The organism is Leclercia sp. W6 (assembly GCF_003336345.1).
Taxonomy (GTDB): domain Bacteria; phylum Pseudomonadota; class Gammaproteobacteria; order Enterobacterales; family Enterobacteriaceae; genus Enterobacter.
This window is the reverse complement of the sequence record NZ_CP031104.1, coordinates 2340620-2366039: the sequence shown is the minus strand read 5'-3', so window position 1 is coordinate 2366039 and position 25420 is coordinate 2340620. Positions and strand designations below refer to the sequence as shown.

22 protein-coding genes and 7 tRNA genes are annotated in these 25420 nt (G+C 55.9%); 2 read left to right on the top strand and 27 right to left on the bottom strand.

Going from position 1 to position 25420, the window contains the following annotated elements:
• Nucleotides 1-126 precede the first annotated feature (126 nt).
• From rlpA to leuS, 9 genes are all read right to left on the bottom strand, one after another.
• Nucleotides 127-1248 carry an endolytic peptidoglycan transglycosylase RlpA gene (gene rlpA, locus DVA43_RS11645; protein ID WP_114315629.1) on the bottom strand — a complete coding sequence of 374 codons (1122 nt, stop codon included), beginning with the start codon at nucleotides 1246-1248 and terminating at the stop codon, nucleotides 127-129.
• 10 nt (nucleotides 1249-1258) lie between these two features.
• Nucleotides 1259-2371, bottom strand: coding sequence for a peptidoglycan glycosyltransferase MrdB (gene mrdB / locus DVA43_RS11640; RefSeq protein WP_114315628.1), 1113 nt, complete (start codon nucleotides 2369-2371; stop codon nucleotides 1259-1261).
• Nucleotides 2372-2373: 2 nt separating this feature from the next.
• On the bottom strand, nucleotides 2374-4275 hold the full coding sequence (gene mrdA / locus DVA43_RS11635) for a peptidoglycan DD-transpeptidase MrdA (RefSeq protein ID WP_103823599.1): 1902 nt from the start codon (nucleotides 4273-4275) through the stop codon (nucleotides 2374-2376).
• 30 nt (nucleotides 4276-4305) lie between these two features.
• Nucleotides 4306-4773 (bottom strand): 23S rRNA (pseudouridine(1915)-N(3))-methyltransferase RlmH, encoded by a 468-nt coding sequence (rlmH, locus tag DVA43_RS11630; RefSeq protein WP_103823598.1) that lies wholly within the window; start codon nucleotides 4771-4773, stop codon nucleotides 4306-4308.
• Between the two features lie 3 nt (nucleotides 4774-4776).
• Nucleotides 4777-5094: a ribosome silencing factor gene (gene rsfS / locus DVA43_RS11625; RefSeq protein WP_103178668.1), complete on the bottom strand. Its 318-nt coding sequence runs from the start codon at nucleotides 5092-5094 to the stop codon at nucleotides 4777-4779.
• A gap of 270 nt (nucleotides 5095-5364) precedes the next feature.
• A complete protein-coding gene (nadD, locus tag DVA43_RS11615; RefSeq protein WP_114315626.1) occupies nucleotides 5365-6018 on the bottom strand; it encodes a nicotinate-nucleotide adenylyltransferase in 654 nt (217 codons plus the stop codon).
• 3 nt (nucleotides 6019-6021) lie between these two features.
• A complete protein-coding gene (gene holA, locus DVA43_RS11610; RefSeq protein WP_114315625.1) occupies nucleotides 6022-7053 on the bottom strand; it encodes a DNA polymerase III subunit delta in 1032 nt (343 codons plus the stop codon).
• Entirely contained in the window at nucleotides 7053-7631 is a 579-nt protein-coding gene (gene lptE, locus DVA43_RS11605) for an LPS assembly lipoprotein LptE (protein ID WP_103823594.1), read from the bottom strand. The genes holA and lptE overlap by 1 nt, the downstream gene beginning before the upstream one ends.
• Nucleotides 7632-7645: 14 nt before the next feature.
• Entirely contained in the window at nucleotides 7646-10228 is a 2583-nt protein-coding gene (gene leuS, locus DVA43_RS11600; protein ID WP_147271027.1) for a leucine--tRNA ligase, read from the bottom strand.
• A 215-nt stretch (nucleotides 10229-10443) separates the two neighbouring features.
• Here leuS and DVA43_RS11595 point away from each other — a divergent pair, with 215 nt between their 5' ends.
• Nucleotides 10444-10926 carry a zinc ribbon-containing protein gene (locus DVA43_RS11595; RefSeq protein WP_103823619.1) on the top strand — a complete coding sequence of 161 codons (483 nt, stop codon included), beginning with the start codon at nucleotides 10444-10446 and terminating at the stop codon, nucleotides 10924-10926.
• Between the two features lie 64 nt (nucleotides 10927-10990).
• Here DVA43_RS11595 and rihA read toward each other — a convergent pair whose 3' ends face one another.
• From rihA to miaB, 10 genes are all read right to left on the bottom strand, one after another.
• Nucleotides 10991-11926, bottom strand: a complete 936-nt coding sequence (rihA, locus tag DVA43_RS11590; RefSeq protein ID WP_114315623.1) for a pyrimidine-specific ribonucleoside hydrolase RihA — start codon at nucleotides 11924-11926, stop codon at nucleotides 10991-10993.
• Between the two features lie 122 nt (nucleotides 11927-12048).
• Nucleotides 12049-12774 carry an amino acid ABC transporter ATP-binding protein gene (locus DVA43_RS11585; RefSeq protein ID WP_103823591.1) on the bottom strand — a complete coding sequence of 242 codons (726 nt, stop codon included), beginning with the start codon at nucleotides 12772-12774 and terminating at the stop codon, nucleotides 12049-12051.
• Nucleotides 12774-13448 carry a glutamate/aspartate ABC transporter permease GltK gene (gene gltK / locus DVA43_RS11580; RefSeq protein ID WP_103823590.1) on the bottom strand — a complete coding sequence of 225 codons (675 nt, stop codon included), beginning with the start codon at nucleotides 13446-13448 and terminating at the stop codon, nucleotides 12774-12776. The genes DVA43_RS11585 and gltK overlap by 1 nt, the downstream gene beginning before the upstream one ends.
• The gene (gene gltJ, locus DVA43_RS11575; RefSeq protein WP_103178679.1) at nucleotides 13448-14188 is read right to left on the bottom strand and encodes a glutamate/aspartate ABC transporter permease GltJ; all 741 of its coding nucleotides are present in this window, start codon (nucleotides 14186-14188) and stop codon (nucleotides 13448-13450) included. Before gltJ ends, gltK begins: the two co-directional genes overlap by 1 nt.
• A gap of 158 nt (nucleotides 14189-14346) precedes the next feature.
• On the bottom strand, nucleotides 14347-15255 hold the full coding sequence (locus DVA43_RS11570) for an amino acid ABC transporter substrate-binding protein (RefSeq protein WP_168192006.1): 909 nt from the start codon (nucleotides 15253-15255) through the stop codon (nucleotides 14347-14349).
• 395 nt (nucleotides 15256-15650) lie between these two features.
• Complete coding sequence (lnt, locus tag DVA43_RS11565) at nucleotides 15651-17189, bottom strand: apolipoprotein N-acyltransferase (protein WP_114315622.1); 1539 nt, start codon at nucleotides 17187-17189, stop codon at nucleotides 15651-15653.
• Nucleotides 17190-17194: 5 nt separating this feature from the next.
• Nucleotides 17195-18073 carry a CNNM family magnesium/cobalt transport protein CorC gene (corC, locus tag DVA43_RS11560; RefSeq protein WP_114315621.1) on the bottom strand — a complete coding sequence of 293 codons (879 nt, stop codon included), beginning with the start codon at nucleotides 18071-18073 and terminating at the stop codon, nucleotides 17195-17197.
• 104 nt (nucleotides 18074-18177) lie between these two features.
• The gene (ybeY, locus tag DVA43_RS11555; protein ID WP_103823586.1) at nucleotides 18178-18645 is read right to left on the bottom strand and encodes an rRNA maturation RNase YbeY; all 468 of its coding nucleotides are present in this window, start codon (nucleotides 18643-18645) and stop codon (nucleotides 18178-18180) included.
• Nucleotides 18642-19688 (bottom strand): PhoH family protein, encoded by a 1047-nt coding sequence (locus DVA43_RS11550; protein WP_103178684.1) that lies wholly within the window; start codon nucleotides 19686-19688, stop codon nucleotides 18642-18644. Before DVA43_RS11550 ends, ybeY begins: the two co-directional genes overlap by 4 nt.
• A 151-nt stretch (nucleotides 19689-19839) precedes the next feature.
• The gene (gene miaB, locus DVA43_RS11545) at nucleotides 19840-21270 is read right to left on the bottom strand and encodes a tRNA (N6-isopentenyl adenosine(37)-C2)-methylthiotransferase MiaB (protein WP_114317131.1); all 1431 of its coding nucleotides are present in this window, start codon (nucleotides 21268-21270) and stop codon (nucleotides 19840-19842) included.
• 136 nt (nucleotides 21271-21406) lie between these two features.
• Between miaB and ubiF the strand changes: the two genes are divergently transcribed.
• Complete coding sequence (gene ubiF / locus DVA43_RS11540; RefSeq protein ID WP_114315620.1) at nucleotides 21407-22582, top strand: 3-demethoxyubiquinol 3-hydroxylase; 1176 nt, start codon at nucleotides 21407-21409, stop codon at nucleotides 22580-22582.
• A gap of 97 nt (nucleotides 22583-22679) precedes the next feature.
• Here ubiF and DVA43_RS11535 read toward each other — a convergent pair.
• From DVA43_RS11535 to asnB, 8 genes are all read right to left on the bottom strand, one after another.
• Nucleotides 22680-22754: transfer RNA gene (locus tag DVA43_RS11535), tRNA-Gln, on the bottom strand.
• A 36-nt stretch (nucleotides 22755-22790) separates the two neighbouring features.
• Nucleotides 22791-22865 (bottom strand) — tRNA-Gln (locus DVA43_RS11530).
• A gap of 43 nt (nucleotides 22866-22908) precedes the next feature.
• Nucleotides 22909-22985 (bottom strand) — tRNA-Met (locus DVA43_RS11525).
• A 16-nt stretch (nucleotides 22986-23001) separates the two neighbouring features.
• Nucleotides 23002-23076 (bottom strand) — tRNA-Gln (locus DVA43_RS11520).
• Between the two features lie 33 nt (nucleotides 23077-23109).
• A tRNA-Gln gene (locus DVA43_RS11515) sits at nucleotides 23110-23184 on the bottom strand.
• Nucleotides 23185-23207: 23 nt separating this feature from the next.
• Nucleotides 23208-23292 (bottom strand) — tRNA-Leu (locus tag DVA43_RS11510).
• Between the two features lie 8 nt (nucleotides 23293-23300).
• Nucleotides 23301-23377, bottom strand: a tRNA-Met gene (locus DVA43_RS11505).
• A 225-nt stretch (nucleotides 23378-23602) separates the two neighbouring features.
• Nucleotides 23603-25267 (bottom strand): asparagine synthase B, encoded by a 1665-nt coding sequence (gene asnB, locus DVA43_RS11500; protein WP_114315619.1) that lies wholly within the window; start codon nucleotides 25265-25267, stop codon nucleotides 23603-23605.
• Nucleotides 25268-25420: the final 153 nt, after the last annotated feature.

Genomic DNA, 25420 nt, shown 5'->3' with positions numbered 1-25420 from the left:
GACATCCGTGATGGAATTAAAAAAAGTGCCTTACTATAGCAAATGCTATACAGGCAGGCATCCGACTTTCAGCATGAGAATGTGTATCAACATGACAAATACTGACAATTCGGATACCGCCGATTATCATTTTGCAACAGCAATAAACGATTGTAACTGCGCCTCATTCTGCAGGCGCTGCTGCAACGCGGCGGCTTCAGATTTGCTGGCAAACGGGCCTAACTGGATACGCCAGACTGCGCCATTTTGCTCAACGCGACCCGGAACGCCAAACTGCTGGCCGAGACGCTGCTGATACTGCTGCGCACGTGCCTGATCGCTGACTGCGCCAACCTGCACGACATAGCCACCGGCCTGGGCAGGGGCGGAAACGGGGGCCGTAACCGGCGCCTGAGTCGGAGCGGACACTGGCGCAGTAACCGGAGCCGTCTGGTTCACCGGCGCGGTGACGACCGGCTGTGGCGCTGGCGGTTCGCTGCCTTCCAGTACACCTGGCGCAAGCGTGGTGGGTGCGCCGAGGAAACCGCTGCTGCTGACGGGTGCGCCCATGCTGTCTTCGCTTTTCAGCGTATCGTTACTGATGGGGCGCACGTCACCCTGCGGCGCAGGTTCGGAAACGGACGACGCGCTACCCATACCGCCGCTCAGATCGGGACGCGCGGGCAGGGCATAAGTCTGTTTTGCCACGGTAGTACAGGCCATACCCGGGCCGGAGAGCGAGCCGTCCTGGGCGACAATAATCGGGTCGATCCGCACTTTGGTGTTGTTTGACGTGTTCAGGCGGTCGGCCGCGGCGCGCGAAAGCGAGATGACGCGATCGTTGCCGTAAGGGCCCCGGTCATTAATACGCACCACGATCATCCGGCCATTCGCCAGGTTGGTAATACGCGCATAGCTCGGGATCGGCAGGGTCGGATGCGCAGCCGTAAGCTGCATTGGATCAAACACTTCACCGGATGCGGTCAGGTTGCTTCCTGGCTCGGCATCATAAATAGCCGCCAGGCCTGCCTGACTGAAGCGGGAAAGATCCTGGACGATTTTGTAGCTTTTACCGTCTCGCTCGTAATCCTGATTCGCGGTAGCGCTGAGCGGTTCAAAACGCGGATCGGCTCCGCTGATCTCAACCACCGGACCATTACATACTGCCGGCTGCGGCGGTGCGACGGTTGCTTGCTGCTGACCATCGTCACTTGTACAGGCTGCCAGTAAACTCACTGCGATGCAGATCCCAGACCACTGCTTACGCATTGCGTGCCCCTTATACGCTTTTTGACAACATTTTTCTGTGTGTGTGGATCGACATGACGATCCCGAACCCGGCCATCAGAACAATCAGGGCCGAGCCTCCGTAACTCACCAGGGGAAGCGGTACGCCTACCACCGGCAGAATACCGCTCACCATACCAATATTTACGAAAACATAAACGAATAAAATCAACATCAAGCCACCGGCCATCACGCGGCCAAAGGTGGTTTGCGCCCGGGCGGCTATCCACAATCCACGCATGATCAACAGCAGGTAGAGCGCCAGCAGAATCAGAATCCCCACCAGCCCTAACTCTTCAGCCAGCACCGCGAAGATAAAGTCGGTGTGACGTTCAGGCAGGAACTCAAGCTGCGACTGTGTACCGTGCAGCCAGCCCTTACCGCGCAGGCCGCCAGAGCCGATTGCAATCTTCGACTGTATTATATGATAGCCTGCCCCGAGCGGGTCGCTCTCCGGATCCAGCAGCATCATCACGCGCTGGCGCTGATAATCGTGCATCAGGAAGAACCACAGAATCGGGATAAAGGCGGCGACCAGCACCACTGCAATGCCGATAAGCCGCCAGCTCAGGCCGGAAAGGAACAGCACAAACAGGCCAGAGAGGGCGATCAGAATTGAGGTACCGAGGTCTGGCTGCGCCGCAACCAGCAGCGTCGGCAGGAAAATCAGCACCAGCGCAATACCGGTATTTTTCAGCGACGGCGGGCAGACGTCACGGTTAATGAAGCGTGCCACCATCAACGGGACGGCGATTTTCGCAATCTCCGAGGGCTGGAAGCGCACAATACCGAGGTCGAGCCAGCGCTGCGCACCTTTCGAAATCGCCCCGAACGCATCGACCGCTACCAGCAGAATAATACAGAAGATATAGAGATAGGGTGCCCAGCCTTCGTAGACGCGCGGCGGGATCTGCGCCATCACCACCATGATGATCAGACCCATGGTGATCTGGCCGATCTTGCGTTCGGTCATCCCGAGGTCCTGGCCGCTGGCGCTCCAGATGACCAGAGCGCTATAAACCAGCAGCGCCAGCAGGATCAGCAGCATGGCCGGGTCGATGTGGATCTTGTCCCACAGCGATTTTTTATTCGGATTATCCGTCACGATTATTGGTCCTCCGCGCCGGCGGCAGCCGGGCTCTCGCTCGGCAGGTCAGTGTTGTTGTCACCCAGCATAATGTGGTCGAGGATCTGGCGCATAATGGTGCCGACCGCCGGGCCGGCACCGCCGTTTTCCAGAATGATCGACACGGCAACCTGCGGGTTCTCATAAGGGGCAAACGCAATCATCAGCTTATGGTCACGCAGACGTTCAGCAATTTTGTGTGCGTTATAGGTTTCGTTCGCCTTCAGGCCGAAGACCTGCGCGGTACCGGATTTCGCTGCAATTTTGTACGGTGCGCCGGCAAAATACTTATGCGCCGTCCCGTTCGCGCGGTTGGCAACGCCGTACATCCCGTCTTTGGCAATTTCCCAGTAACCGGAGTGAATGTCTCCCACCGGCGGTTCATGGGGCTGCGCCCACGGCACTTTTTTGCCATCTTCGACGGTGCTCATCAGCAGGTGCGGCACTTTCACCACCCCGTCGTTGATAAGGATCATCAGCGCTTTATTCATCTGGATCGGGGTCGCGGTCCAGTAGCCCTGGCCGATGCCTACCGGAATAGTATCACCCTGATACCACGGCTTTTTAAAGCGTTTCAGCTTCCATTCGCGGGTTGGCATGTTACCGGAACGCTCTTCGGCCAGGTCGATACCGGTGTAATGGCCATAGCCAAATTTGCCCATCCATTCCGAGAGACGGTCGATGCCCATATCGTAGGCCACCTGGTAGAAGAAGGTATCTGCCGACTCCTCCAGCGATTTGGTGACGTTCAGATGCCCGTGACCCCACTTCTTCCAGTCACGGTAGCGTTTTTCAGAGCCCGGCAGCTGCCACCAGCCCGGGTCGAAGAGGCCGGTGTTGCGGGTGATTACCCCGGCGCTCAGGGCAGAGACCGCCACGTACGGTTTCACTGTTGACGCAGGCGGATAAACCCCCTGGGTCGCGCGGTTGACCAGCGGCGTATTCGGGTCGTTGAGCAGGCCAGAATAGTCTTTGCTGGAGATGCCATCCACAAACAGGTTCGGGTCATAGCTTGGGGTTGAAACCAGCGACAGAATGCTGCCGGTGCGCGGATCGGTGACAATCACCGCCGCACGGCTGCCGGCCAGCAGGGTTTCGATATACTGCTGGAGTTTAAGATCCAGCGTCAGATAGATGTCATGTCCGGCCTGCGGCGGCACCTCTTTCAGCTGGCGGATCACTCTTCCCCGGTTGTTAACCTCAACCTCTTCGTAACCGGTCTGGCCGTGGAGAACGTCTTCGTAATAACGCTCAATACCCAGCTTGCCGATATCGTGCGTTGCCGCATAGTTGGCGAGCTTGCCATCTTTATCCAGCCTGTCGACATCTTTATCGTTGATTTTAGAGACATAGCCGATAACGTGGGTCAGGGCAGAGCCGTACGGATAGAAGCGACGCTTGTAGCCTTTAACTTCCACGCCGGGGAAGCGGTACTGGTTCACGGCGAAGCGGGCCACCTGCACTTCGGTGAGGTTGGTTTTGACCGGGATCGACGTAAAGCGGTGCGAACGCGAGCGCTCTTTTTTGAAGGCGGCGATATCGTCATCAGTGAGATCAACCACGCTGCGCAGTGCATCAAGCGTCTGCTGCACGTTATCGACCTTCTCCGGCATCATTTCAATCTGGTAGATGGTGCGGTTCAGCGCCAGCGGCGTACCGTTGCGGTCATAGATGATGCCGCGACTGGGGGCGATAGGAACAAGTTTGATGCGGTTTTCGTTGGAGCGGGTCTGGTAATCGGTAAAACGGACAATCTGCAGATTATAGAGGTTGGCGATCAGCACGCCAGTCAGCAGCAAAATCCCCAAAAAGGCGACCAGCGCCCGGCGCACAAACAGCGCGGACTCAGCCGTATAGTCGCGAAAAGAATTCTGTAGTTTCATCCGCTGCTTAATTTATCCAGGACTTAATCATTACTCACGGTGATAAGGGTGGTTGGTTGTGATGCTCCACGCGCGATAGAGGCTTTCAGCAACCAGAACCCGAACCAGCGGGTGGGGGAGCGTCAGCGCGGAGAGAGACCAACTCTGTTCTGCTGCCGCTTTGCAGGCGGGGGATAATCCCTCCGGTCCGCCAATCAACAGGCTGACGTCGCGACCGTCCTGCTTCCAGCGTTCCAGCTCAACCGCCAGTTGCGGCGTATCCCAGGGTTTGCCCGGAATATCGAGAGTGACGATGCGGTTTTTACCGGCAGCAGCCAGCATCTGCTCACCCTCTTTATCGAGAATACGTTTGATATCCGCGTTTTTACCGCGTTTGCCCGCGGGGATCTCCACCAGCTCGAACGGCATGTCTTTTGGAAAACGACGCAGATATTCAGTAAACCCCGTTTGTACCCAGTCGGGCATTTTTGTACCGACGGCTACCAGTTGCAGCTTCACGCATTAACCCCAGAGTTTTTCCAGTTCATACAGGCGACGGCTCTCTTCCTGCATGACGTGGACAATCACATCGCCAAGGTCAACAACGACCCAGTCAGCGGTCGCTTCGCCTTCAACGCCGAGCGGCATCATGCCGGCAGCGCGAGACTCCTGAACCACATGATCGGCGATGGAGGCAACATGGCGCGTAGAAGTGCCGGTGCAGATAATCATGCAATCGGTGATGCTTGATTTGCCCTGAACGTCGATGGCAATGATGTCCTGACCTTTCAGATCATCAATTTTGTCGATAACAAAATCCTGGAGTGCTTTACCCTGCAAGTTTTCCCCCTGGGAGAGTGAGATTGAACAACTATAAATTCGTAGCCAGACAGTATACCTGAACTGGCTGCAGTGTCGGGACAAATGTCACCGGACGGGCATGAGAAGGCGGGTATCATCCCACCCTCAGCCGAAGATTGCATCGCCATTTTTGTAAAACAGTTTTTGTAAAACAGTGCTGGCGGGAAGTCTGGCAGCGGAGGATATCAGCCTTGACGGGGGTGTCAATGGCGAGAGCGCGAATGGCGCGCTTTTTCTCCCGGGCGCCAGTCAGTTGCTGCTTTTCTGATACAACCCCTGCTGTTGAATATAACGCAACACCGGCATCGGTAACATCTCATCGCAGGGGAGACCCTGCTGCAGGCGCTGGCGAATAAGCGTGGCTGAGATATCAAACCAGGGCGTCTCCGCGAGGTAAATTTTGCCGGCAGGCTGGTTGTGCAGATCTTCAGATTGATAAGTGAGATGCTGCTCCAGCCACCGCTGATGCTGCTCCTCTTTCATCGTCAGGGGATAACCTGGCCGACGGCAGACGATTAAATGGCTGTTATCGAGGATTGTTTCGTACTGATACCAGCTCGGGAAATTGAGCAGCGAGTCCTGGCCGATAATAAAGGCCAGCGGCTTCTCCGGCCCCTGTTCGCGACGCCACTCCTCTAGCGTCTGCGCCGTATAGGAAGGGCTATCCCGGCGCAGCTCGCGCTCATCAAGAACAAACAGCGGTTTATCGGCGATCGCCAGCTCCAGCATCTGTTTGCGCTGGGCGGGGGTGGCCTCGGGCTGCGGGCGATGCGGCGGCACATTGTTCGGCATAATAGTGACACGCTGCAGGCCAATCTGGTTGGCCAGGATCTCGACTGGTTTCAGATGCCCGTAATGTACCGGGTCAAAAGTGCCGCCATAGAGTGCCTGTAGAGAATGCATCTCTTACCCTTCTATAAAAATGTCCGCCAGCGCCTTGTGGCACAGCAGCAGCGAGAGACTCTCCAGCTCAGACCAGATCGACTGACCGTAATCCTGCTTCAGGGTCAGCTCGGTGCGCGTCAGAAGCTGAACGGCCTGGCGCAGCTGTTCCGGACTCAGCCGGTTCAGGGCTTCGGTGGTCATGACGCGGCGGTTCTGCCAGACCCGGTGTTTATCAAACAGCGCGCGCAAAGGCGTATGCGCTGACTGACGTTTAAGCGTCACCAGCAGCAGCAGTTCCCGCTGTAAGGTTCGCAGCAGAATCACCGGCTCGCTGCCTTCGAGACGCAACTGCTGCAGGATATGCAGAGCGCGTTTGCTCTTAGCGGACAGCAGGGCATCGACCCAGTGGAAAGGGGTAAAGTGCGCCGCGTCGTTAACTGCCTGCTCAACGCGCGGTAAGGTCAGTTTGCCATCGGGCCAGAGCAGCGCCAGCCGCTCCAGGGCCTGGGCCAGTGCCAGCAGATTGCCTTCGTAACAGTAACAAAGGAGCTGATTGGCCGCGTCATCCAGCTGCAGATTGCGCTGCTTTGCCCGGGCCGCCACCCATTTGGGCAGATGCGCCTGCTCCGGTGTCTGGCAGGTCACCAGCACCGAATGGTTTGCCAGCGCCGTAAACCAGGCGGCATTTTCCTGCGCTTTGGTCAGTTTGTTGCCGCGAACGATCAGCAGCAGATCGCTGTGCAGCAGGCTAACCAGCGTAGCAAGCTGTTCGTTGATCGCCGCGTTAGGGCCGTTTTCCGGGAGCTGGATAAGCAGCGTTTGCCGGGCAGCAAACAGGCTCATGGCCTGGCAAAGGGAGAAAATCTCCTGCCAGTCGGTGCTGTTATCCAGGGTGAAACTGTGGTGCTCCTCAAAGCCCTGAGTGGCCGCAAAGTGACGCACGGCGTCCTGGCTTTCCTGGAGCAGCAGCGGATCGTTTCCGAGAAGCAGATACGCCGCGCGCAGCCCTTCATTGAGCTGCGCGCGGAGTTGTTCAGGGTACAACCTGAGCATTACTGACCCAGCGTCGTGGAGACGCGCGAGGAGGATGCCGTTGGCTGAGCAGCAGGCTGAGCTTTCAGGTCATTCTCTTTTTCAGCAGTCTGGACGCTCGGCAGCTTACGGATCAGCTGTTCCGCCGCCTTGTCGTACATTTCGTTGATGATAATGGTCTGCTCTGCGTCTTTCGCCAGTGCCGTCTGCGGGTTATCGAAGAACGAACGGTAGACCTTGGTGCTGATAGGGTAAATATCGCTACCCGGGATCAGTACCGCAGCGTGCACTTCCATCACCATCTGGTATTCCGCAGTACGACCATCCTGGAAGATGGAGGCGGTATCCTGGCTCAGGGTAGAGCTCAGGATGCGGAACGATGGGATGTCCTGGCGCAGCGTACCTTTTTCGATCAGTTCAACGCCGTTAAGACGCAGCTGGTTACGAATGGCACGGCTAAGCGGACCATTTGGATCGCCCGAATCGAAAATCATCGTTTTCATCTGCTCCGGCACCTGTGTGGTATTACGCAGATGCCAGCCACATCCGGCGGTGACCAGCACCGCCAGCGATAACAGTAATGTTGCCAGTTGTCGCACGCTTCCTCCCGCGCTTAGCCAACGACCAGGTTCAGCAGTTTACCAGGCACGTAGATCACTTTACGTACGGTAACGCCATCAAGATACTTCGCCACCAGAGTTTCCTGGCCAGCACGCTCGCGGACCTGCTCTTCGGTTGCATCAACCGGAACAGTAATCTTACCGCGGACTTTACCGTTGACCTGCACGACGACCAGCGTGGTGTTTTCCACCATTGCGGATTCATCAGCCACTGGCCACGGCGCATTGTCGATATCGCCTTCGCCGTTCAGCTCCTGCCACAGGGTGAAGCTGACGTGCGGGGTGAACGGGTTCAACATACGTACCACAGCCAGCAGCGCTTCACGCATGATGGCGCGATCCTGCTCGCCCTCCTGCGGGGCTTTCGCCAGCTTGTTCATCAATTCCATAATAGCCGCAATTGCGGTATTGAAGGTCTGACGGCGGCCAATATCATCGGTCACTTTGGCAATCGTTTTATGCACATCGCGACGCAGCGCCTGCTGATCTTCCGTCAGCGCCGCGGTATTCAGTGCCGGTGCGTCACCCTGAGCGGTGTGCTCGTAAACCAGTTTCCAGACACGTTTCAGGAAGCGGTTAGCCCCTTCCACGCCGGACTCCTGCCACTCCAGAGTCATATCTGCCGGAGAGGCGAACATCATAAACAGGCGCACGGTATCGGCACCGTAACGCTCTACCATCTCCTGCGGATCGATGCCGTTGTTTTTGGACTTGGACATCTTGCTCATGCCGGTATAGACCAGCTCATGGCCTGCGGCATCCTTCGCCTTCACGATACGGCCTTTCTCGTCGCGCTCAACGATCGCATCTTTAGGCGAAACCCAGTTACGTTCGCCGTTTGCGCCCACGTAGTAGAAGGCATCTGCCAGCACCATGCCCTGACACAGCAGCTGTTTGGCTGGCTCGTCAGAGTTCACCAGGCCCGCGTCGCGCATCAGTTTGTGGAAGAAGCGGAAGTAGAGCAGGTGCATGATGGCGTGTTCGATACCGCCAATGTAGATATCTACCGGCAGCCAGTAGTTTGCGGCTTTGGAATCCAGCATCCCTTCCTGATGCTGCGGGCAGGTGTAACGCGCATAGTACCAGGAGGACTCCATAAAGGTGTCGAAGGTGTCGGTTTCACGCAGCGCAGGCATACCGTTTACGGTAGTCTTTGCCCACTCAGGGTCGGCTTTGATGGGGCTGGTGATGCCGTCCATGACCACATCTTCCGGCAGGATCACCGGGAGCTGATCTTCCGGCGTTGGCATAACGGTGCCATCTTCCAGCGTCACCATCGGGATTGGCGCACCCCAGTAACGCTGACGGGAAACGCCCCAGTCGCGCAGACGGTAGTTAACTTTACGCTCGCCAACGCCCAGCGCGGCCAGTTTGTCAGCAATGGCGTTAAAGCCCTCTTCAAAGCTCAGGCCGCTAAATTCACCGGAGTTAAACAGGGTGCCTTTTTCGGTCAATGCCTGTTCAGACAGGTCAGGCTCGCTGCCATCTGCTGCCAGGATAACCGGCTTGATCGCCAGGTTGTATTTGGTGGCAAACTCATAGTCGCGCTGATCGTGACCCGGAACGGCCATCACCGCGCCGGTACCGTATTCCATCAGTACGAAGTTGGCGACCCAGACCGGGATCGCTTCGCCCGTCAGCGGGTGTTTGGCATAGAAACCGGTGGCAACGCCTTTTTTCTCCATCGTTGCCATGTCAGCTTCGGCGACTTTGGTGTTGCGGCATTCGTCGATAAAGGTCGCCAGTTCCGGGTTGTTCTCTGCCGCTTTCTGCGCCAGCGGGTGACCTGCGGCCACGGCCAGGTAGGTCGCACCCATGAAGGTGTCCGGACGGGTGGTGTAGACGGTCAGCGGCTGATCGTAGTTTTCAACGTTGAAGGTGATCTCTACCCCTTCAGAGCGGCCGATCCAGTTACGCTGCATGGTCTTCACGGTATCTGGCCAGTGGTCCAGATTATCCAGATCGTTCAGCAGTTCGTCGGCGTAAGCGGTGATTTTGATAAACCACTGTGGGATCTCTTTGCGCTCAACTTTGGTGTCGCAGCGCCAGCAGCAGCCGTCGATAACCTGTTCGTTCGCCAGAACGGTCTGATCGTTCGGGCACCAGTTAACGGCGGAGGTTTTTTTGTAGACCAGCCCTTTTTTGTAGAGCTCGGTGAAGAACTTCTGCTCCCAGCGGTAATATTCCGGGGTGCAGGTCGCCAGCTCGCGGCTCCAGTCATAGCCAAAGCCCAGCATCTTGAGCTGGTTTTTCATGTAGGCGATGTTGTCGTAGGTCCATGGTGCTGGCGCAGTGTTGTTTTTCACCGCGGCACCTTCTGCAGGCAGACCAAACGCATCCCAGCCGATTGGCTGCAGGACGTTTTTGCCCAGCATGCGCTGATAACGGGCGATCACATCACCGATGGTGTAGTTACGCACGTGGCCCATGTGTAGTCGGCCAGAAGGATAGGGAAGCATCGACAGGCAGTAATACTTCTCTTTGCTCTCGTCTTCGGTGACTTCAAAAGTGCGCTTCTCGTCCCAGTGTTGCTGGACTTTCGATTCTATCTCTTCCGGGCGGTATTGCTCTTGCATGGCAGCCAGTGGTCCTGTGTTCAATACAGCTACAAACGTAGCCAATGGATGTGGTAATTCAGATCCGCATAGCATAGCCCAAACGCCCGCGTCAAAACAGCCTTTACCACTAAAAGCGCCTTGCAGGAATTTACGTAGAGTGTGGATGACCTGACAAAGCGGGGCGCAAATAAGGTCTATCATTAGAGAGGTTTACTTACCCGGGAGGCAAAATGATGAACAAGGTTGCTCAATTTTACCGTGAACTGGTCGCCACATTGACAGAACGTCTGCGGAATGGTGAGCGTGATATTGATGCGCTCGTCGAGCATGCACGCGTTAAGGTGATGCAGACGGGTGAGTTAACGCGCACCGAAGTGGAAGAGGTGACCCGCGCGGTTCGCCGCGATCTGGAAGAGTTCGCCCGTAGCTATGGCGAAAGCCAGGACGAGGCCACCGACAGTGTATTTATGCGGGTGATTAAAGAGAGCCTCTGGCAGGAGCTGGCGGACATTACCGATAAAACCCAGCTGGAGTGGCGTGAGGTCTTTCAGGATCTGAACCACCACGGGGTGTATCACAGCGGTGAGGTTGTCGGGCTGGGGAATCTGGTGTGCGAGAACTGCCATTTCCACATGGCGATTTATACACCGGAGATGCTGCCGGTCTGTCCTAAATGCGGCCACGATCAGTTCCAGCGTCGGCCATTTGAACCCTAATGTTGTCGTAATATAAGCTGGCACGGTGATGCCAGCTTTTTCAGCACAAAAGTGGTGCGTGGCGTTAAGCGTAAAACGCCAGCCGTTCGGCTAATAAATCGACAAAGGCTTCACGGTTAATGTTTGTCATAACAGTGGTATTTGGCCTGTTACCCGTCAGGAAGTAATAGTCCACCACCGTCATTCCCTGAGTGTATTTCCCCTGCGTTTCCACGCCTACCCAGCGCTCCACGGTAGTAAATATCTCCGGTTTCAGTAGCCAGGCGATGGTACAAGGGTCATGCAAGGGTGCCCCCTGGAAACCCCACTTCTCGGTTTTATGGTACTCCATAAAGAAGTCGAGCAGCTCCGCCACGGTGGTTGCCACCGGGTTGCCGATCCGGCGAAAACGTTCGATATCTTCCACCATAATTTGCGCCTGATGAGTCACATCCAGCCCGGCCATGACCACCGGAATGCCGGACTGAAAGACGATTTCGGCCGCCTCTGGGTCAACAAAGATGTTGAATTCCGCCGCAGGCGTCCAGTTACCTAACCCCATCGCACCGCCCATGATCACAATCCGGGCGATTTTCGCGTGCAGCTCAGGGTGGCTGTTCAGCAGCAGGGCGACGTTGGTTTGCGGACCGGTAGAGACCAGCGTCACCGGCTCGGCGCTTTCGCGCAGTACGTTTGCCATCAGCTCCACTGCCGTGCAATCCTGCGGCGCAAAATCTGGCTCGGGCAGGGCAGGGCCGTCAAGGCCACTTTCTCCGTGTACATTGTCGGCAATGATCAGATCGCGCATCAGGGGCTTAATCGCGCCGCCTGCCACCGGAATATCGCTGCGTTTCAGCAGGGTCAGCATGCGCAGCACATTGCGCAGGGTTTTGTCAGGAGTCTGGTTACCGGCAGAAGAGGTTACAGCCTTGAGGTCAAGCTCAGGTGAGGCGAGGGCAAGGACGAGTGCTATCGCGTCATCATGACCCGGATCGCAATCGAGGATAATGGGCAGTGCCATAGAAATCTCCATTTCTTAGTGTTGTTTGGCGACAAGGCTAACGCTGAAGGCAGAGGCAGACGAGGTAAAGAGATAAAAAGCGTGAAGCGGTGCGCAATCTGAGCGATTGCGCACCGGGGAGATTAATGCAGAATTTTGGCGAGGAAGTCTTTCGCGCGTTCGGACTGCGGGTTATTAAAGAACTCTTCTTTCGCGGAGTCCTCAACGATTTTACCCTCATCCATAAAGATCACGCGGTTTGCGACTTTACGCGCAAAGCCCATTTCGTGCGTGACCACCATCATAGTCATCCCTTCCTGCGCCAGTTGAACCATAACATCCAGCACTTCATTGATCATCTCAGGGTCAAGTGCGGACGTTGGTTCATCAAACAGCATCGCCACCGGGTCCATACAGAGCGCGCGGGCAATCGCCACGCGCTGCTGTTGGCCGCCGGATAGCTGCGCCGGGAATTTATCGGCATGGGCGGAGAGACCCACGCGCTCCAGCAGTTTCAGCCCTTTCTCACGCGCGGCCGCCTTATCGCGCTTGAGGACCTTCACCTGCGCCAGGGTCAGGTTCTCAATGATCGACAGATGCGGGAAGAGTTCAAAGTGCTGGAACACCATCCCGACGTTGGAACGCAGCTTCGCCAGATTGGTCTTCTTGTCATTCACCTTGGTGCCGTTGACGATGATCTCGCCCTGCTGCACCGGCTCAAGACCGTTCACGGTTTTGATCAGCGTGGATTTACCCGAGCCGGACGGCCCGCACACCACTACCACTTCGCCCTTTTTCACTTCCGTGGAGCAGTCGGTCAGCACCTGAAAGTGCCCATACCATTTAGAAACATTTTTCAGGGAAATCATTACACTGTCCTTTTCTTCAGCCAGCTGACCAACAGCGACGCGCTTAAACTAATTGCAAAATAGACCGCACCTGCGAACAGGATCATCTCAACCTGGGTACCATCGCGCTCGCCGATGGTGGAGGCGGTACGGAAGAAGTCTGCCAGGCTCAATACATAGACCAGCGAGGTATCCTGGAACAGCACGATGCCCTGGGTGAGCAACAGCGGAACCATGGCGCGGAACGCCTGCGGCAGAATGATGAGCTTCATCGACTGCCAGTGGGTCATGCCTAAGGCCAGGGCGGCGCTGGACTGCCCGCGGGAGATACTCTGGATCCCGGCACGAATAATTTCTGAATAGTAGGCCGCCTCAAACATGGAGAAAGCCACCATCGCGGAGATCAAACGGATATCGGATTTCGGCGACAGGCCTAAAACGTTCTGCAGGAACCCAGGAACGATCAGATAGAACCACAGCAGCACCATCACCAGCGGGATAGAACGGAAAACGTTCACGTAAGCGGTCGCAAACCAGGCCACTGGCTTAAAGCTCGATAGGCGCATTACTGCCAGCAGGGTGCCCCAGACAATCCCGACAATCACCGCCGTCAGGGTGATCTTCAGTGTGATGATCAGGCCATCGATCAGGTAGGGCAGGGAGGGAACAATAGAGCTCCAGTCAAATTCGTACATTATTTGCCCCCCAGGTTGCCCGGCAGGCGAACTTTACGTTCAACCAGGTTCATCACCAGCATAATCACAGCATTAATCAATACGTAGGCCAGGGTAATGGCGGTGAAGGATTCCCACGCATGGGCGGAATAATCCAGCAGTTTGCCCGCCTGCGCGGCCATATCCACCAGACCGATGGTGGAGGCGATGGCCGAGTTTTTCACCAGGTTCATCATCTCCGAGGTCATCGGCGGCACAATCACGCGATAGGCGTTTGGCAGCAGGACGTAGCGGTAAGCCTGCGGTAGGGTCAGACCCATCGCCAGCGCCGCATTTTTTTGTCCACGTGGCAGAGACTGGATCGCTGCACGCACCTGCTCGCAGACGCGGGCGGCGGTGAACAGACCCAGACAGAGCATCGAGGAGACAAAGAACTGCACGTTTGGATCCAGTTCAGATTTGAACCACATGCCGATATCTTCCGGCAGCAGTTCCGGGATGACCAGATACCAGGTAAAGAACTGCACGATTAACGGAACGTTACGGAACAGTTCGACGTAGCAGGTGCCAATGGAAGAGAGAAAACGGTTAGGCACGGTACGCAAAATACCGAACAACGAGCCGACAAGAAACGCAATAATCCAGGCGGTGATCGACAGCGCGACCGTGACCTGAAAACCGCTCCACAGCCAGCCAAGATAGGTGGTGTTGCCGAACGGGGCTTGCTGCAGGAAAATGCCCCAGTTCCAGTCAATTGACATAGTAAACTCCAGAAAAAAAAGGGTAGCAGCGCTACCCTCGAAGATTGGTGAGAAGCTTTAATATTCGCGCTGAGTGGGGAACGACCACTCAGCGTTTAGTCTGTCCGCGCTTCCCGACAATCGAGAGGGCAGGAGAACCCGCCCCTTAGTGGTTCTAATTAGTTAAGTGCCTTGTCATTCGGTTCTTTAAACAGTGCTTTCATGTCGTCAGACAGCTCAAAGTTCATGTTCAGATTTTTTGGTGGGATTGGGTTTTTAAACCACTTATCGAACCATTTCTCTGCTTCACCGGAGGTCTGAACCTGAGCGATGGTATCGTCGACCAGTTTCTTAAATTCAGCGTCGTCTTTACGCATCATGCAGCCGTAGGCCTCTTTGGATTGCGCGGTGCCGACGATTTCCCAGTTATCCGGTTTCTTCGCTTTAGCACGCTCGCCCGCCAGCAGAGCATCATCCATCATAAACGCGACGGCGCGACCGCTTTCCAGAGTACGGAAAGAGTCACCGTGGTCTTTGGCGCTGATGATACGCATGTCCATTTTCTTCTCTTCATTCAGCTTATGCAGCAGAACTTCAGAGGTCGTCCCGGAGGTCACAACCACCGCTTTGCCTTTCAGATCGGCGAAGTCTTTAATATCGCCGCCTTTTTTGGTCAGCAGACGGGTACCGACGACGAAGATGGTGTCGGAGAAGGCAGCCTGTTTCTGACGCTCAAGGTTGTTGGTGGTGGAGCCACACTCAAAATCAAAGGTGCCGTTTTGCAGCAGTGGAATACGGTTTTGTGAAGTGATTGGGATCAGCTTCACTTCCAGATCCGGTTTGTTGAGCTTTTTCTTCACCGCGTCGACGATCGCATTGGAGTAAGCCTGTGAGTAGCCCACGACTTTTTGCGTGTTGTCGTAGTATGAGAACGGAACAGACGATTCACGGTGGCCGACCACAATCACGCCGTTTTTCGCGATTTTTTCCAGGGTACCGCCTGCTGCCGGAGCAGCATCTTCAGCGTGTACGACGCCTGCGGACAATCCCATCACCAGCATTGCTGTGGCCAGTTTACGTAATTGCATATCCAACTCCTTTATTATCAGCGCCAGAGACGCATTGATATTCGGTGTGATGTTGTTATAGCTCGCGCGATACGAGTGCAGTGTTATACCTGTTTGTTAACATTTAGTTTGGCTTAATGTAAAGATTTTGCTGCGTTAATGTTTATTTTTGCGAAGCGCGCCGCACCATTCAGAGGCATAAATCTTCCGTTGCACCGTTTCGGTGCTACTGATGAGCTACGCTGGTGCGACCGGGTTGCACAGTAAGCCAAATCGCGTTTACGTAAATAGATAAAGCAATAGCCGTGCCAGAATTGTGTCGCAGTGAGAATTGCCGGGTAGCGGCTTCGCCTTACCCGGCCTACAAGATCGTAGGCCCGGCAAGCGTAGCGCCGCCGGGCAAAGAGGGGAGGGAACTACTTGCGGCGCTGGCGCAGACTCATCAGCACGGCGCCAAAACCGAACAGTGCGGTGAGGATCCACAGCGGCCAGTTGCCGGTGCGGGCATAAGGGGTCAGCCCGGTCGTCGGCGTGACTTTTGCGGTCAGCACGTCGCGGGTGAATTGCGGCAGCATAGCCTGAATTTCACCCTGCGGACCAATCACGGCGGTAATGCCGTTGTTGGTGCTGCGCAGCAGAGGGCGCGCCAGCTCCAGGGAGCGCATCCGCGCCATCTGGAAATGTTGCCACGGACCGATCGACTTACCGAACCAGGCATCGTTGGAGATGGTCAGCAGATAGTCGGTGTCCGGACGGAAATTATCCCGCACCTGCTCACCGAGAATAATCTCGTAGCAAATGGCGGCGGTCAGCAGGAAGCCGTGGGCGCTCAGCTGAGGCTGAACGTACGGGCCCCGGCTAAACGAAGACATCGGCAGATCGAAGAACGGCGCCAGCGGGCGCAGTATCGACTCCAGCGGCACAAACTCACCAAACGGCACCAGGTGATTCTTGTTGTAGCGGTTCGCCGACTCATAGCTGTACGGATTGTCTTTTCCCAGCGTGATAATGGTGTTGTAAGTGTCGTAACGGTTCTGCTTGTTCAGCCGCGCGTCAACGATACCGGTGATCAGCGTGGAGTTTCGCGCCCGCAGCAGATCGTCCATCATGGTCAGAAAACGTTGCTGGTTGATCTCCAGATCCGGGATTGCCGACTCGGGCCAGATAATCAGCTGGGATTTGCCCATCTCTTTCTGGGTGGCATCCAGATAAATTTTCAGGGTGTTGATCAACTGACCTTCATCCCATTTCAGCGACTGGGGAATATTACCCTGCACCATCGATACCTGGGTGGCGCGTTCCGGCTCAAGGGTGAACCACTGGATATAACGCAGCGGGAAAGGCAGGGCAAAGAGGACCAGAGCGACTGCCAGCGCTCGCCCGTTGCGCTGCACCAGCGCCAACACCAGCAGGCCGCTGACCACCATCAGCAGGAAGTTGATCGCCTCGACGCCCATCACCGGCGCCAGCCCCTTCAGCGGACCATCTATCTGGCTATAGCCGAACTGCAGCCACGGAAAGCCGGTCAGCACCCAGCCGCGCAGGAACTCGGTAATTTGCCAGACCACCGGGGCGGCAATCGCCACCCGCAACCAGCTGGTTTTAGGCCACAGGCGCGACAAAATACCGGCAAACAGACCGGTATAGAGCGAGAGGTAGGCCGCCAGCAGCACCACGAGGAAAACATTCACCGGGCCTGGCATGCCGCCAAACTGGGCAATACTGACGTAAACCCAGTTAATACCGGAGCCAAACAGGCCCAGCCCCCAGAAATAGCCAATCGCCGCCGCCTGAACAGGGCGTCGGTTAAGGGTCAGCCCCTGGAGTCCCATCAGGGAGACGAGGGCCGCTGGCCAGAAGTCATAAGGGGAAAAAGCCAGCGTACCGCTGGCTCCGAAGATCAGCGCCAGCAGCAGACGCGTGCGCTGGCGTTCAAGCAAGGGGGCAAATGCCATTTAAATCAATCATCCAGTGTGGGTTGCGGAGCATCGTCCGGCATTCTGACATGAACCTGAATAATACGTCGACTGTCGGCCATCGCCACCTTGAACTGATAGCCGTCAATTTCCACGGTTTCGCCACGCGCCGGCAGGTGACCAAAGGCCTGCATCACCAGCCCACCTATGGTATCCACCTCTTCATCGCTGAAATGCGTGCCGAAGGTGTCATTGAAATCTTCGATAGGGGCGAGCGCACGCACGGTCCAGGTGTGGCGGCTCAACTGACGGAAGTCGATATCCTCTTCTTCGTCATATTCATCTTCAATTTCGCCGACAATCAGCTCAAGAATATCTTCGATGGTGACCAGGCCCGAAACACCGCCAAATTCATCGATAACAATCGCCATGTGGTAGCGCTGAGAGCGGAACTCTTTCAGCATGCGGTCTACCCGCTTACTTTCCGGAACAACCACCGCCGGACGTAACACTTTTTCCATGCTGAAGGCTTCGGCATCGCTGCGCATAAACGGCAGCAGATCCTTGGCCATCAAAATTCCTTCGATGTGGTCTTTGTCTTCGCTAATCACCGGGAAACGTGAGTGAGCGGATTCGATAATGACATCGAGGCACTCATCCAGGGTCTGGTTGCGTTTCAGGGTAATCATCTGCGAACGGGGGATCATGATATCGCGAACGCGCTGGTCGGCGATGTCCATTACCCCTTCAAGCATCTCGCGCGTATCTTCATCGATAAGCTCGTTCTGCCCGGAGTCACGGATAAGCTCCAGAAGGTCATCACGGTTTTTAGGTTCACCGTGGAACAGCTGGCTCAGAAGGAGGGAGAAAAATCCTTTTTTGCTGTTTGGTGTGTCGCTACTGTGTGAATTGTCGTCGCTCATGGCGTTTGTTAAGGGTTCTCATGTTGGTCTGTTGACTGCCGTCGCGGACTTTTGTCATACGCAACGGCACATTATGCCAGTAAGGCGCAAACGCGCCCTACAGACTACTCTTTCTCGGCAATGTACGGATCCTCATAGCCCAGAGCAAGCATTATCTCTGTCTCAAGGGATTCCATCTCTTCCGCTTCGTCATCTTCAATGTGGTCGTAGCCCAGCAGATGCAGGCTGCCGTGCACCACCATGTGCGCCCAGTGGGCCTCGAGGGGCTTCTGCTGCTCCTTCGCTTCCTGCTCAACCACCTGGCGGCAGATGATCAGATCGCCAAGCAGCGGCATTTCGATACCCGGCGGCGCTTCAAACGGGAAAGAGAGCACGTTGGTTGGCTTATCTTTCCCGCGATAGGTCAGGTTCAGGTCGTGGCTTTCTGCTTCATCCACCAGGCGAATCGTGACTTCTGACTCTTCCTGAAACTGCGGGATGACGGCATTCAGCCACGCCTGGAACTGGCTCTCTTCCGGCAGGCCGGAATTGTCTTCACAGGCCAGCTGTAAATCGAGGATCACCTGACTCATTTCTGCTCTTGCTCCTGGGCTTCGCGTTTACGTTCCGCGGCCTGTTCTGCTTTACGTTTTTGATCTGCGGCTTCCCACGCTTCATACGCCGTGACGATGCGGGCAACCACCGGGTGGCGCACCACGTCTTCACTGTGGAAGAAGTTGAAGCTGATTTCGTCCACTTCGGACAGGACTTCAATAGCGTGACGCAGACCCGACTTGGTGCTGCGTGGCAGGTCGACCTGGGTGATATCGCCGGTGATCACCGCTTTGGAGTTAAAGCCAATACGGGTCAGGAACATCTTCATCTGTTCGATGGTGGTGTTCTGGCTCTCATCCAGGATGATGAACGCGTCGTTCAGGGTACGGCCACGCATATAGGCCAGCGGAGCCACTTCGATGACGTTACGTTCAATCAGTTTTTCGACCTTCTCAAAGCCGAGCATCTCAAACAGCGCATCGTAAAGCGGGCGCAGGTAAGGATCGACCTTCTGGCTCAGGTCACCAGGCAGGAAGCCCAGCTTCTCGCCCGCTTCAACGGCCGGACGGGTGAGCAGAATGCGGCGGATCTCCTGGCGCTCAAGGGCATCCACGGCAGCAGCCACCGCAAGGTAGGTTTTACCAGTACCTGCCGGGCCGACGCCGAAGGTGATGTCATGATCGAGGATATTGGCGATGTACTGCGCCTGGTTTGGCGTGCGCGGCTTAATGACGCCACGCTTGGTCTGAATGTGGATAGCCTTGCCAAATTCCGGCACGCTTTCCGCGCTCTGCTCCAGCACTCGCGATTCTTTGATAGCCAGATGGATCTGTTCCGGCTCAATATCCTGAGTTTCACCGCGCATCGGCGCGGTATCAACGTACAGACTACGGAGAATATCCGCAGCGGCATTGACGCAAATGGCGCGTCCGGTGAGTTTGAACTGGTTATCGCGACGATTAATCTCGATACCCAGACGTCGCTCCAGATGTTTGATGTTGTCATCAAACGGCCCGCACAGGCTCAGCAGGCGAGCGTTGTCTGCTGGCTCAAGGGTAATTTCACGTGTGTCTATATTCAAACCGTTCCTCTTAATGTCTCGGGTGTCATAGGGCAGTGGGTCTGTCTTATGAAAGTATTCACGCCACGGAATAAAGGCGCAAGCATTGCGAAGGATATGGGGGAGAGCAGGGGGAAATACAAGGCCTGCCAGAAACGACAGGCCCGAAGGATCACGGCTGATAAACGCTGACGCCGAGATCGTTTTCTTTACGGGTACGGGCAATCACCGATTCCGGCGACTGGGCGACGCGCAGGCCCATTTCATCTTCGGTGCGCACCAGTTTGCCACGCAGGGAGTTGGTCAGCACCTCGAGGATCTCAATATCGACGAACTTGCCCACCAGATCCGGCGTACCTTCGAAGTTCACCACGCGGTTGTTCTCCGTACGGCCAGAGAGCTCCATGATGCTCTTACGAGAGGTGCCTTCCACCAGCACGCGCTGTACGGTGCCGAGCATCCGGCGGCTCCAGGCGTTGGCCTGCTGGTTGATGCGATCCTGCAGAATATAGAGACGCTGCTTTTTCACCTCGTCCGGCACGTCGTCAACCATATCGGCGGCAGGCGTCCCCGGACGCGCCGAGAAGATGAAGCTGTAACTTACGTCGAAGTTCACATCACCAATCACCTTCATGGTGCGTTCAAAATCGTCGTCCGTTTCACCCGGGAAGCCGACGATAAAGTCAGAGCTTATTTGAATATCCGGGCGCGCTTCACGCAGCTTGCGGATAATCGATTTATATTCCAGCACGGTGTGGGTGCGGCCCATCAGGTTCAGCACGCGGTCAGAACCACACTGGATCGGCAGATGCAGGAAGCTCACCAGCTCTGGCGTATCGCGGTAAACCTCGATGATGTCATCGGTAAATTCGATCGGGTGGCTGGTGGTAAAGCGGATGCGGTCGATACCGTCAATCGCCGCCACCAGACGCAGCAGTTCAGCAAACGAGCCGGTGCTGCCGTCATAGTTCTCGCCGCGCCAGGCATTAACGTTCTGCCCGAGCAGGTTCACTTCGCGGACACCCTGTGCCGCCAGTTGGGCGATCTCAAACAGGATGTCGTCACAAGGACGGCTGACTTCTTCGCCGCGGGTATAAGGCACCACGCAGTAAGTGCAGTATTTATTGCAGCCTTCCATGATGGAGACGAAGGCGGTCGGGCCATCTGCGCGCGGTTCCGGCAGACGGTCAAATTTTTCGATTTCCGGGAAGCTGACGTCAATAATCGCTTTGCGATTACCGCTTCCGCGTACGGCGTTGATCATCTCCGGCAGACGGTGCAGGGTCTGCGGACCAAAAATAATGTCGACGTAGTGGGCGCGCTGACGAATCAGCTTCCCTTCTTGCGAGGCAACACAGCCGCCAACGCCGATGATGATATCCGGGTTTTTCTGCTTGAGGAGCTTCCAGCGACCTAACTGGTGAAAAACTTTTTCCTGCGCCTTCTCACGGATTGAGCAGGTATTCAGCAGCAGCACATCTGCCTCTTCCGCCACGTCGGTGAGTTGATACCCATGGGTGGCATCCAGCAGATCGGCCATCTTGGATGAATCGTATTCGTTCATCTGACAGCCCCAGGTTTTAATATGGAGTTTTTTTGTCATCGACTTGCTCATGCTCAGGATTGCAGGGCGCGTATTGTAATGCTTTGGTGCGGTTGTGACCAGTATGAAGGTTGTCAGCCTCAAGGCCAAAAAAATCCGGTAAACTTAGGAGATTATCAAATAAGGACAAATGACCATGACTATCCAACAAGCCGGGATCGCCGTCGTCGGCGGCGGTATGGTCGGCGGGGCGCTGGCGCTGGGGCTGGCGCAACACGGGTTCGACGTAACCGTTATCGAACAGGCGCCACCAGCTGCTTTTGACGCGTCACAGCAGCCGGACGTACGCATTTCGGCGATCAGCGCCGCGTCAGTTGATCTGCTTCGCGGGCTGGGAGTATGGGACGCGGTGCTGGCCATGCGCGCGCATCCGTATCGTCGCCTGGAGACCTGGGAGTGGGAAAACGCCCACGTGGTGTTTGACGCCGCAGAGCTGAAACTCCCGCTGCTGGGTTACATGGTTGAAAATAGGGTGCTGCAACAGGCGCTCTGGCAGGCGCTGGAGGCGCATCCGCAGGTGACGCTGCGTGTTCCTGCGTCGGTGAAGGCGCTCCACCGCCATAACGATCAGCATCTGATTGAGCTGGATAACGGCGAGCAGCTGGCGGTAAAACTGCTGGTTGGGGCCGACGGCGCAAATTCCCGGGTGCGCGAGCTGGCCGGGATCGGCATTCACGCCTGGCAATATCAGCAATCCTGCATGCTGATCACCGTCGCCTGTGAGAACGATCCGGGTGACAGCACCTGGCAGCATTTTACCCCGAACGGTCCGCACGCGTTTTTACCGTTGTTTGACCGTTGGGCATCCCTGGTGTGGTATGACACGCCAGCAAGAATCCGCCAGCTGCAGGGGCTCTCTATAGAACAGCTGCAGCGCGAAATCGCCCACCATTTCCCGTCGCGTCTGGGTAAGGTCACGCCGGTCGCCGCAGGGGCATTCCCGCTGACGCGTCGTCATGCGCTGAAGTATGCCCGCGAAGGGCTGGCGCTGGTCGGCGATGCGGCGCATACCATTCATCCGCTGGCGGGGCAGGGGGTTAACCTGGGCTATCGCGACGTAGAGGCGCTGCTGGACGTATTAAGCAACGCCCGCAGTCACGGCGAAGCCTGGGCCAGCCATCAGGTGCTTAAGCGTTATCAGACGCGACGGATGGCAGATAACTTTATTATGCAGTCAGGTATGGATCTCTTTTACGCCGGGTTCAGCAACGATTTGGGACCGCTGCGCATCCTGCGTAATGTGGGATTGATCGCGGCACAGCGAGCCGGTGGATTGAAACGTCAGGCGCTGAAGTACGCTTTAGGGCTCTAGACGTACCGTAGGCCGGGTAAGGCGAAGCCGCCACCCGGCTTGTTCAGTTCGGGAACGCAGAAAAGCAAAAAGCTCGCCGAAGCGAGCTTTTTTTATGTGGCTGGGGTGCAGGGATTCGAACCCCGGAATGCTGGTATCAGAAACCAGAGCCTTACCGCTTGGCGACACCCCAATTGCGTTAAACAAACAGCTTAACGACTTTTTAAATTGGCTGGGGTACGAGGATTCGAACCTCGGAATGCCGGAATCAGAATCCGGTGCCTTACCGCTTGGCGATACCCCAACAATTTTTTTGCTTTACCGACCGGAATCGATACAAGCTGATATGGTGGCTACGACGGGATTCGAACCTGTGACCCCATCATTATGAGTGATGTGCTCTAACCAACTGAGCTACGTAGCCAGACTGCATTCTTCGATGGCTGGGGTACCTGGATTCGAACCAGGGAATGCCGGTATCAAAAACCGGTGCCTTACCGCTTGGCGATACCCCAATAACCGCGGAGAACCGCAAAATCGAAGAAATATGGCTGGGGTACCTGGATTCGAACCAGGGAATGCCGGTATCAAAAACCGGTGCCTTACCGCTTGGCGATACCCCATCCGTGCAACGCTTACCTGGGAATGGTGCGGGAGGCGAGACTTGAACTCGCACACCTTGCGGCGCCAGAACCTAAATCTGGTGCGTCTACCAATTTCGCCACTCCCGCAAAAAAGATGGTGGCTACGACGGGATTCGAACCTGTGACCCCATCATTATGAGTGATGTGCTCTAACCAACTGAGCTACGTAGCCATCTTTTTTTCGCGTTACCTTATCGGCGTTGCGGGGCGCATTATGCGTATAGACCCTTGCAGCGTCAACACCTTTTTCAACGAAAATGTCTGGAATGTGACTGTTTGGTTAGGTTGCGAACAGCGTGGCCGATTATTCGGCAATTATTGGTTATTAATCGATTTTGTCCAGCGAAACGCGAGGCAAAAAAAGAGGCCCCGAAGGGCCTCATGACGATCTGGCTGATTACTTATAGGCGGACTGATGCACACCCACGGCACGACCTGATGGATCGTTCATGGTTTTGAAGGCTTCATCCCACTCAATGGCTTTCGCCGAGGAGCAGGCGACGGAAGGACCGCCCGGAACACACTCTGCTGCGCTTGGCAGCGGGAACAGCTCTTCAAAGATCTCACGGTACAGATAGGCTTCTTTCGAACCCGGCGTGTTGTACGGGAAGCGGAAGCTGGCGGTTTCCAGTTGCTGATCGGAAATCTGCTTCGCTGCCACCTCTTTCAGGGTATCGATCCAGCTGTAACCTACGCCGTCAGAGAACTGCTCTTTCTGACGCCACGCCACGCTTGCAGGCAGGTAAGATTCGAAGCATTCGCGCAGAACGTGTTTCTCCATCTTACCGTTGCCGCACATTTTGTCCTGCGGGTTGATACGCATGGCCACGTCGAGGAATTTTTTATCCAGGAAAGGCACGCGCGCTTCAACACCCCATGCAGACATCGCTTTGTTGGCACGGGCGCAGTCAAACATGTGCAGGGCCTGCAGCTTGCGCACGGTCTCTTCGTGCAGCTCTTTGGCATCCGGCGCTTTATGGAAGTAGAGGTAACCGCCGAACACTTCGTCAGAACCCTCGCCGGAAAGCACCATTTTAATGCCCATCGCTTTGATTTTACGCGACATCAGGTACATCGGCGTGGAGGCGCGGATGGTGGTCACATCATAGGTTTCAATGTGATAGATAACGTCGCGGATCGCATCCAGACCTTCCTGCACCGTAAAGTGGATCTCATGGTGCACGGTGCCGAGGTGATTTGCCACCTCCTGCGCGGCTTTCAGGTCCGGGGATCCTTCCAGGCCGACGGCGAAGGAGTGCAGCTGCGGCCACCAGGCTTCGGAGCGCTCCTGATCTTCCACGCGACGTGCGGCATACTTTTTGGTGATCGCCGAGATAACAGACGAGTCCAGACCGCCTGAGAGCAGTACGCCGTAAGGCACGTCCGACATCAGGTGGCTTTTCACTGAATCTTCCAGCGCCTGACGCAGTTCGTTTTTATCGGTGACGTTGTCTTTAACGGCATCGTAATCGAACCAGTCGCGCTGATAGTACTGGCGAATTTCGCCATTTTGGCTCCACAGATAGCTGCCTGCCGGGAACTCTTTAATGGTGCGGCAAACCGGCACCAGGGCTTTCATTTCAGAGGCAACATAGAAGTTGCCGTGCTCATCATGGCCCATATAGAGCGGGATAATCCCGATATGGTCGCGGCCAATCAGGTACGCATCTTTTTCGCTGTCGTACAGCGCAAAGGCAAACATACCCTGCAGATCGTCGAGGAACTCCGGGCCTTTCTCCTGATAGAGGGCCAGAATCACTTCGCAGTCAGAACCGGTCTGGAAGGTGTAGCGATCGCCGTACTCCGCGCGCAGCGCCTGGTGGTTGTAGATTTCACCGTTGACCGCCAGCGCATGGGTTTTTTTCTCGTTATATAACGGCTGGGCACCGGCATTGACATCCACAATCGACAGACGCTCGTGCGCCAGGATGGCTTTATCGCTGGCGTAGACACCGGACCAGTCCGGGCCGCGATGGCGCATCAGACGGGACAGTTCCAGTGCTTTTTTACGCAGTTCGCCTGCGTCAGTTTTGATATCCAGTACGCCGAAAATTGAACACATAACCTTCTCCATTAACCCTGTTGCAGTGTGATGTTGCTTGCTTATGAAAATGCCGCAAAAGCGGAGGAGCGGCAAGCGATTTGCCGGGTAAAAAGAAAAAAGTGCAATACCTGTTGATGAATGTTGAAAAAAGCGTACGCCTTAAGCTGGATT

Coding starts and splice junctions, on each gene's coding strand:
- rlpA (WP_114315629.1), bottom strand. CDS start 1,248: ATGCGTAAGCAGTGGTCTGGGATCTGCATCGCAGTGAGTTTACTGGCA.
- mrdA (WP_103823599.1), bottom strand. CDS start 4,275: ATGAAACTACAGAATTCTTTTCGCGACTATACGGCTGAGTCCGCGCTG.
- nadD (WP_114315626.1), bottom strand. CDS start 6,018: ATGCATTCTCTACAGGCACTCTATGGCGGCACTTTTGACCCGGTACAT.
- holA (WP_114315625.1), bottom strand. CDS start 7,053: ATGCTCAGGTTGTACCCTGAACAACTCCGCGCGCAGCTCAATGAAGGG.
- leuS (WP_147271027.1), bottom strand. CDS start 10,228: ATGCAAGAGCAATACCGCCCGGAAGAGATAGAATCGAAAGTCCAGCAA.
- DVA43_RS11595 (WP_103823619.1), top strand. CDS start 10,444: ATGAACAAGGTTGCTCAATTTTACCGTGAACTGGTCGCCACATTGACA.
- rihA (WP_114315623.1), bottom strand. CDS start 11,926: ATGGCACTGCCCATTATCCTCGATTGCGATCCGGGTCATGATGACGCG.
- DVA43_RS11585 (WP_103823591.1), bottom strand. CDS start 12,774: ATGATTTCCCTGAAAAATGTTTCTAAATGGTATGGGCACTTTCAGGTG.
- gltK (WP_103823590.1), bottom strand. CDS start 13,448: ATGTACGAATTTGACTGGAGCTCTATTGTTCCCTCCCTGCCCTACCTG.
- gltJ (WP_103178679.1), bottom strand. CDS start 14,188: ATGTCAATTGACTGGAACTGGGGCATTTTCCTGCAGCAAGCCCCGTTC.
- DVA43_RS11570 (WP_168192006.1), bottom strand. CDS start 15,255: ATGCAATTACGTAAACTGGCCACAGCAATGCTGGTGATGGGATTGTCC.
- lnt (WP_114315622.1), bottom strand. CDS start 17,189: ATGGCATTTGCCCCCTTGCTTGAACGCCAGCGCACGCGTCTGCTGCTG.
- corC (WP_114315621.1), bottom strand. CDS start 18,073: ATGAGCGACGACAATTCACACAGTAGCGACACACCAAACAGCAAAAAA.
- ybeY (WP_103823586.1), bottom strand. CDS start 18,645: ATGAGTCAGGTGATCCTCGATTTACAGCTGGCCTGTGAAGACAATTCC.
- miaB (WP_114317131.1), bottom strand. CDS start 21,270: ATGACAAAAAAACTCCATATTAAAACCTGGGGCTGTCAGATGAACGAA.
- ubiF (WP_114315620.1), top strand. CDS start 21,407: ATGACTATCCAACAAGCCGGGATCGCCGTCGTCGGCGGCGGTATGGTC.
- asnB (WP_114315619.1), bottom strand. CDS start 25,267: ATGTGTTCAATTTTCGGCGTACTGGATATCAAAACTGACGCAGGCGAA.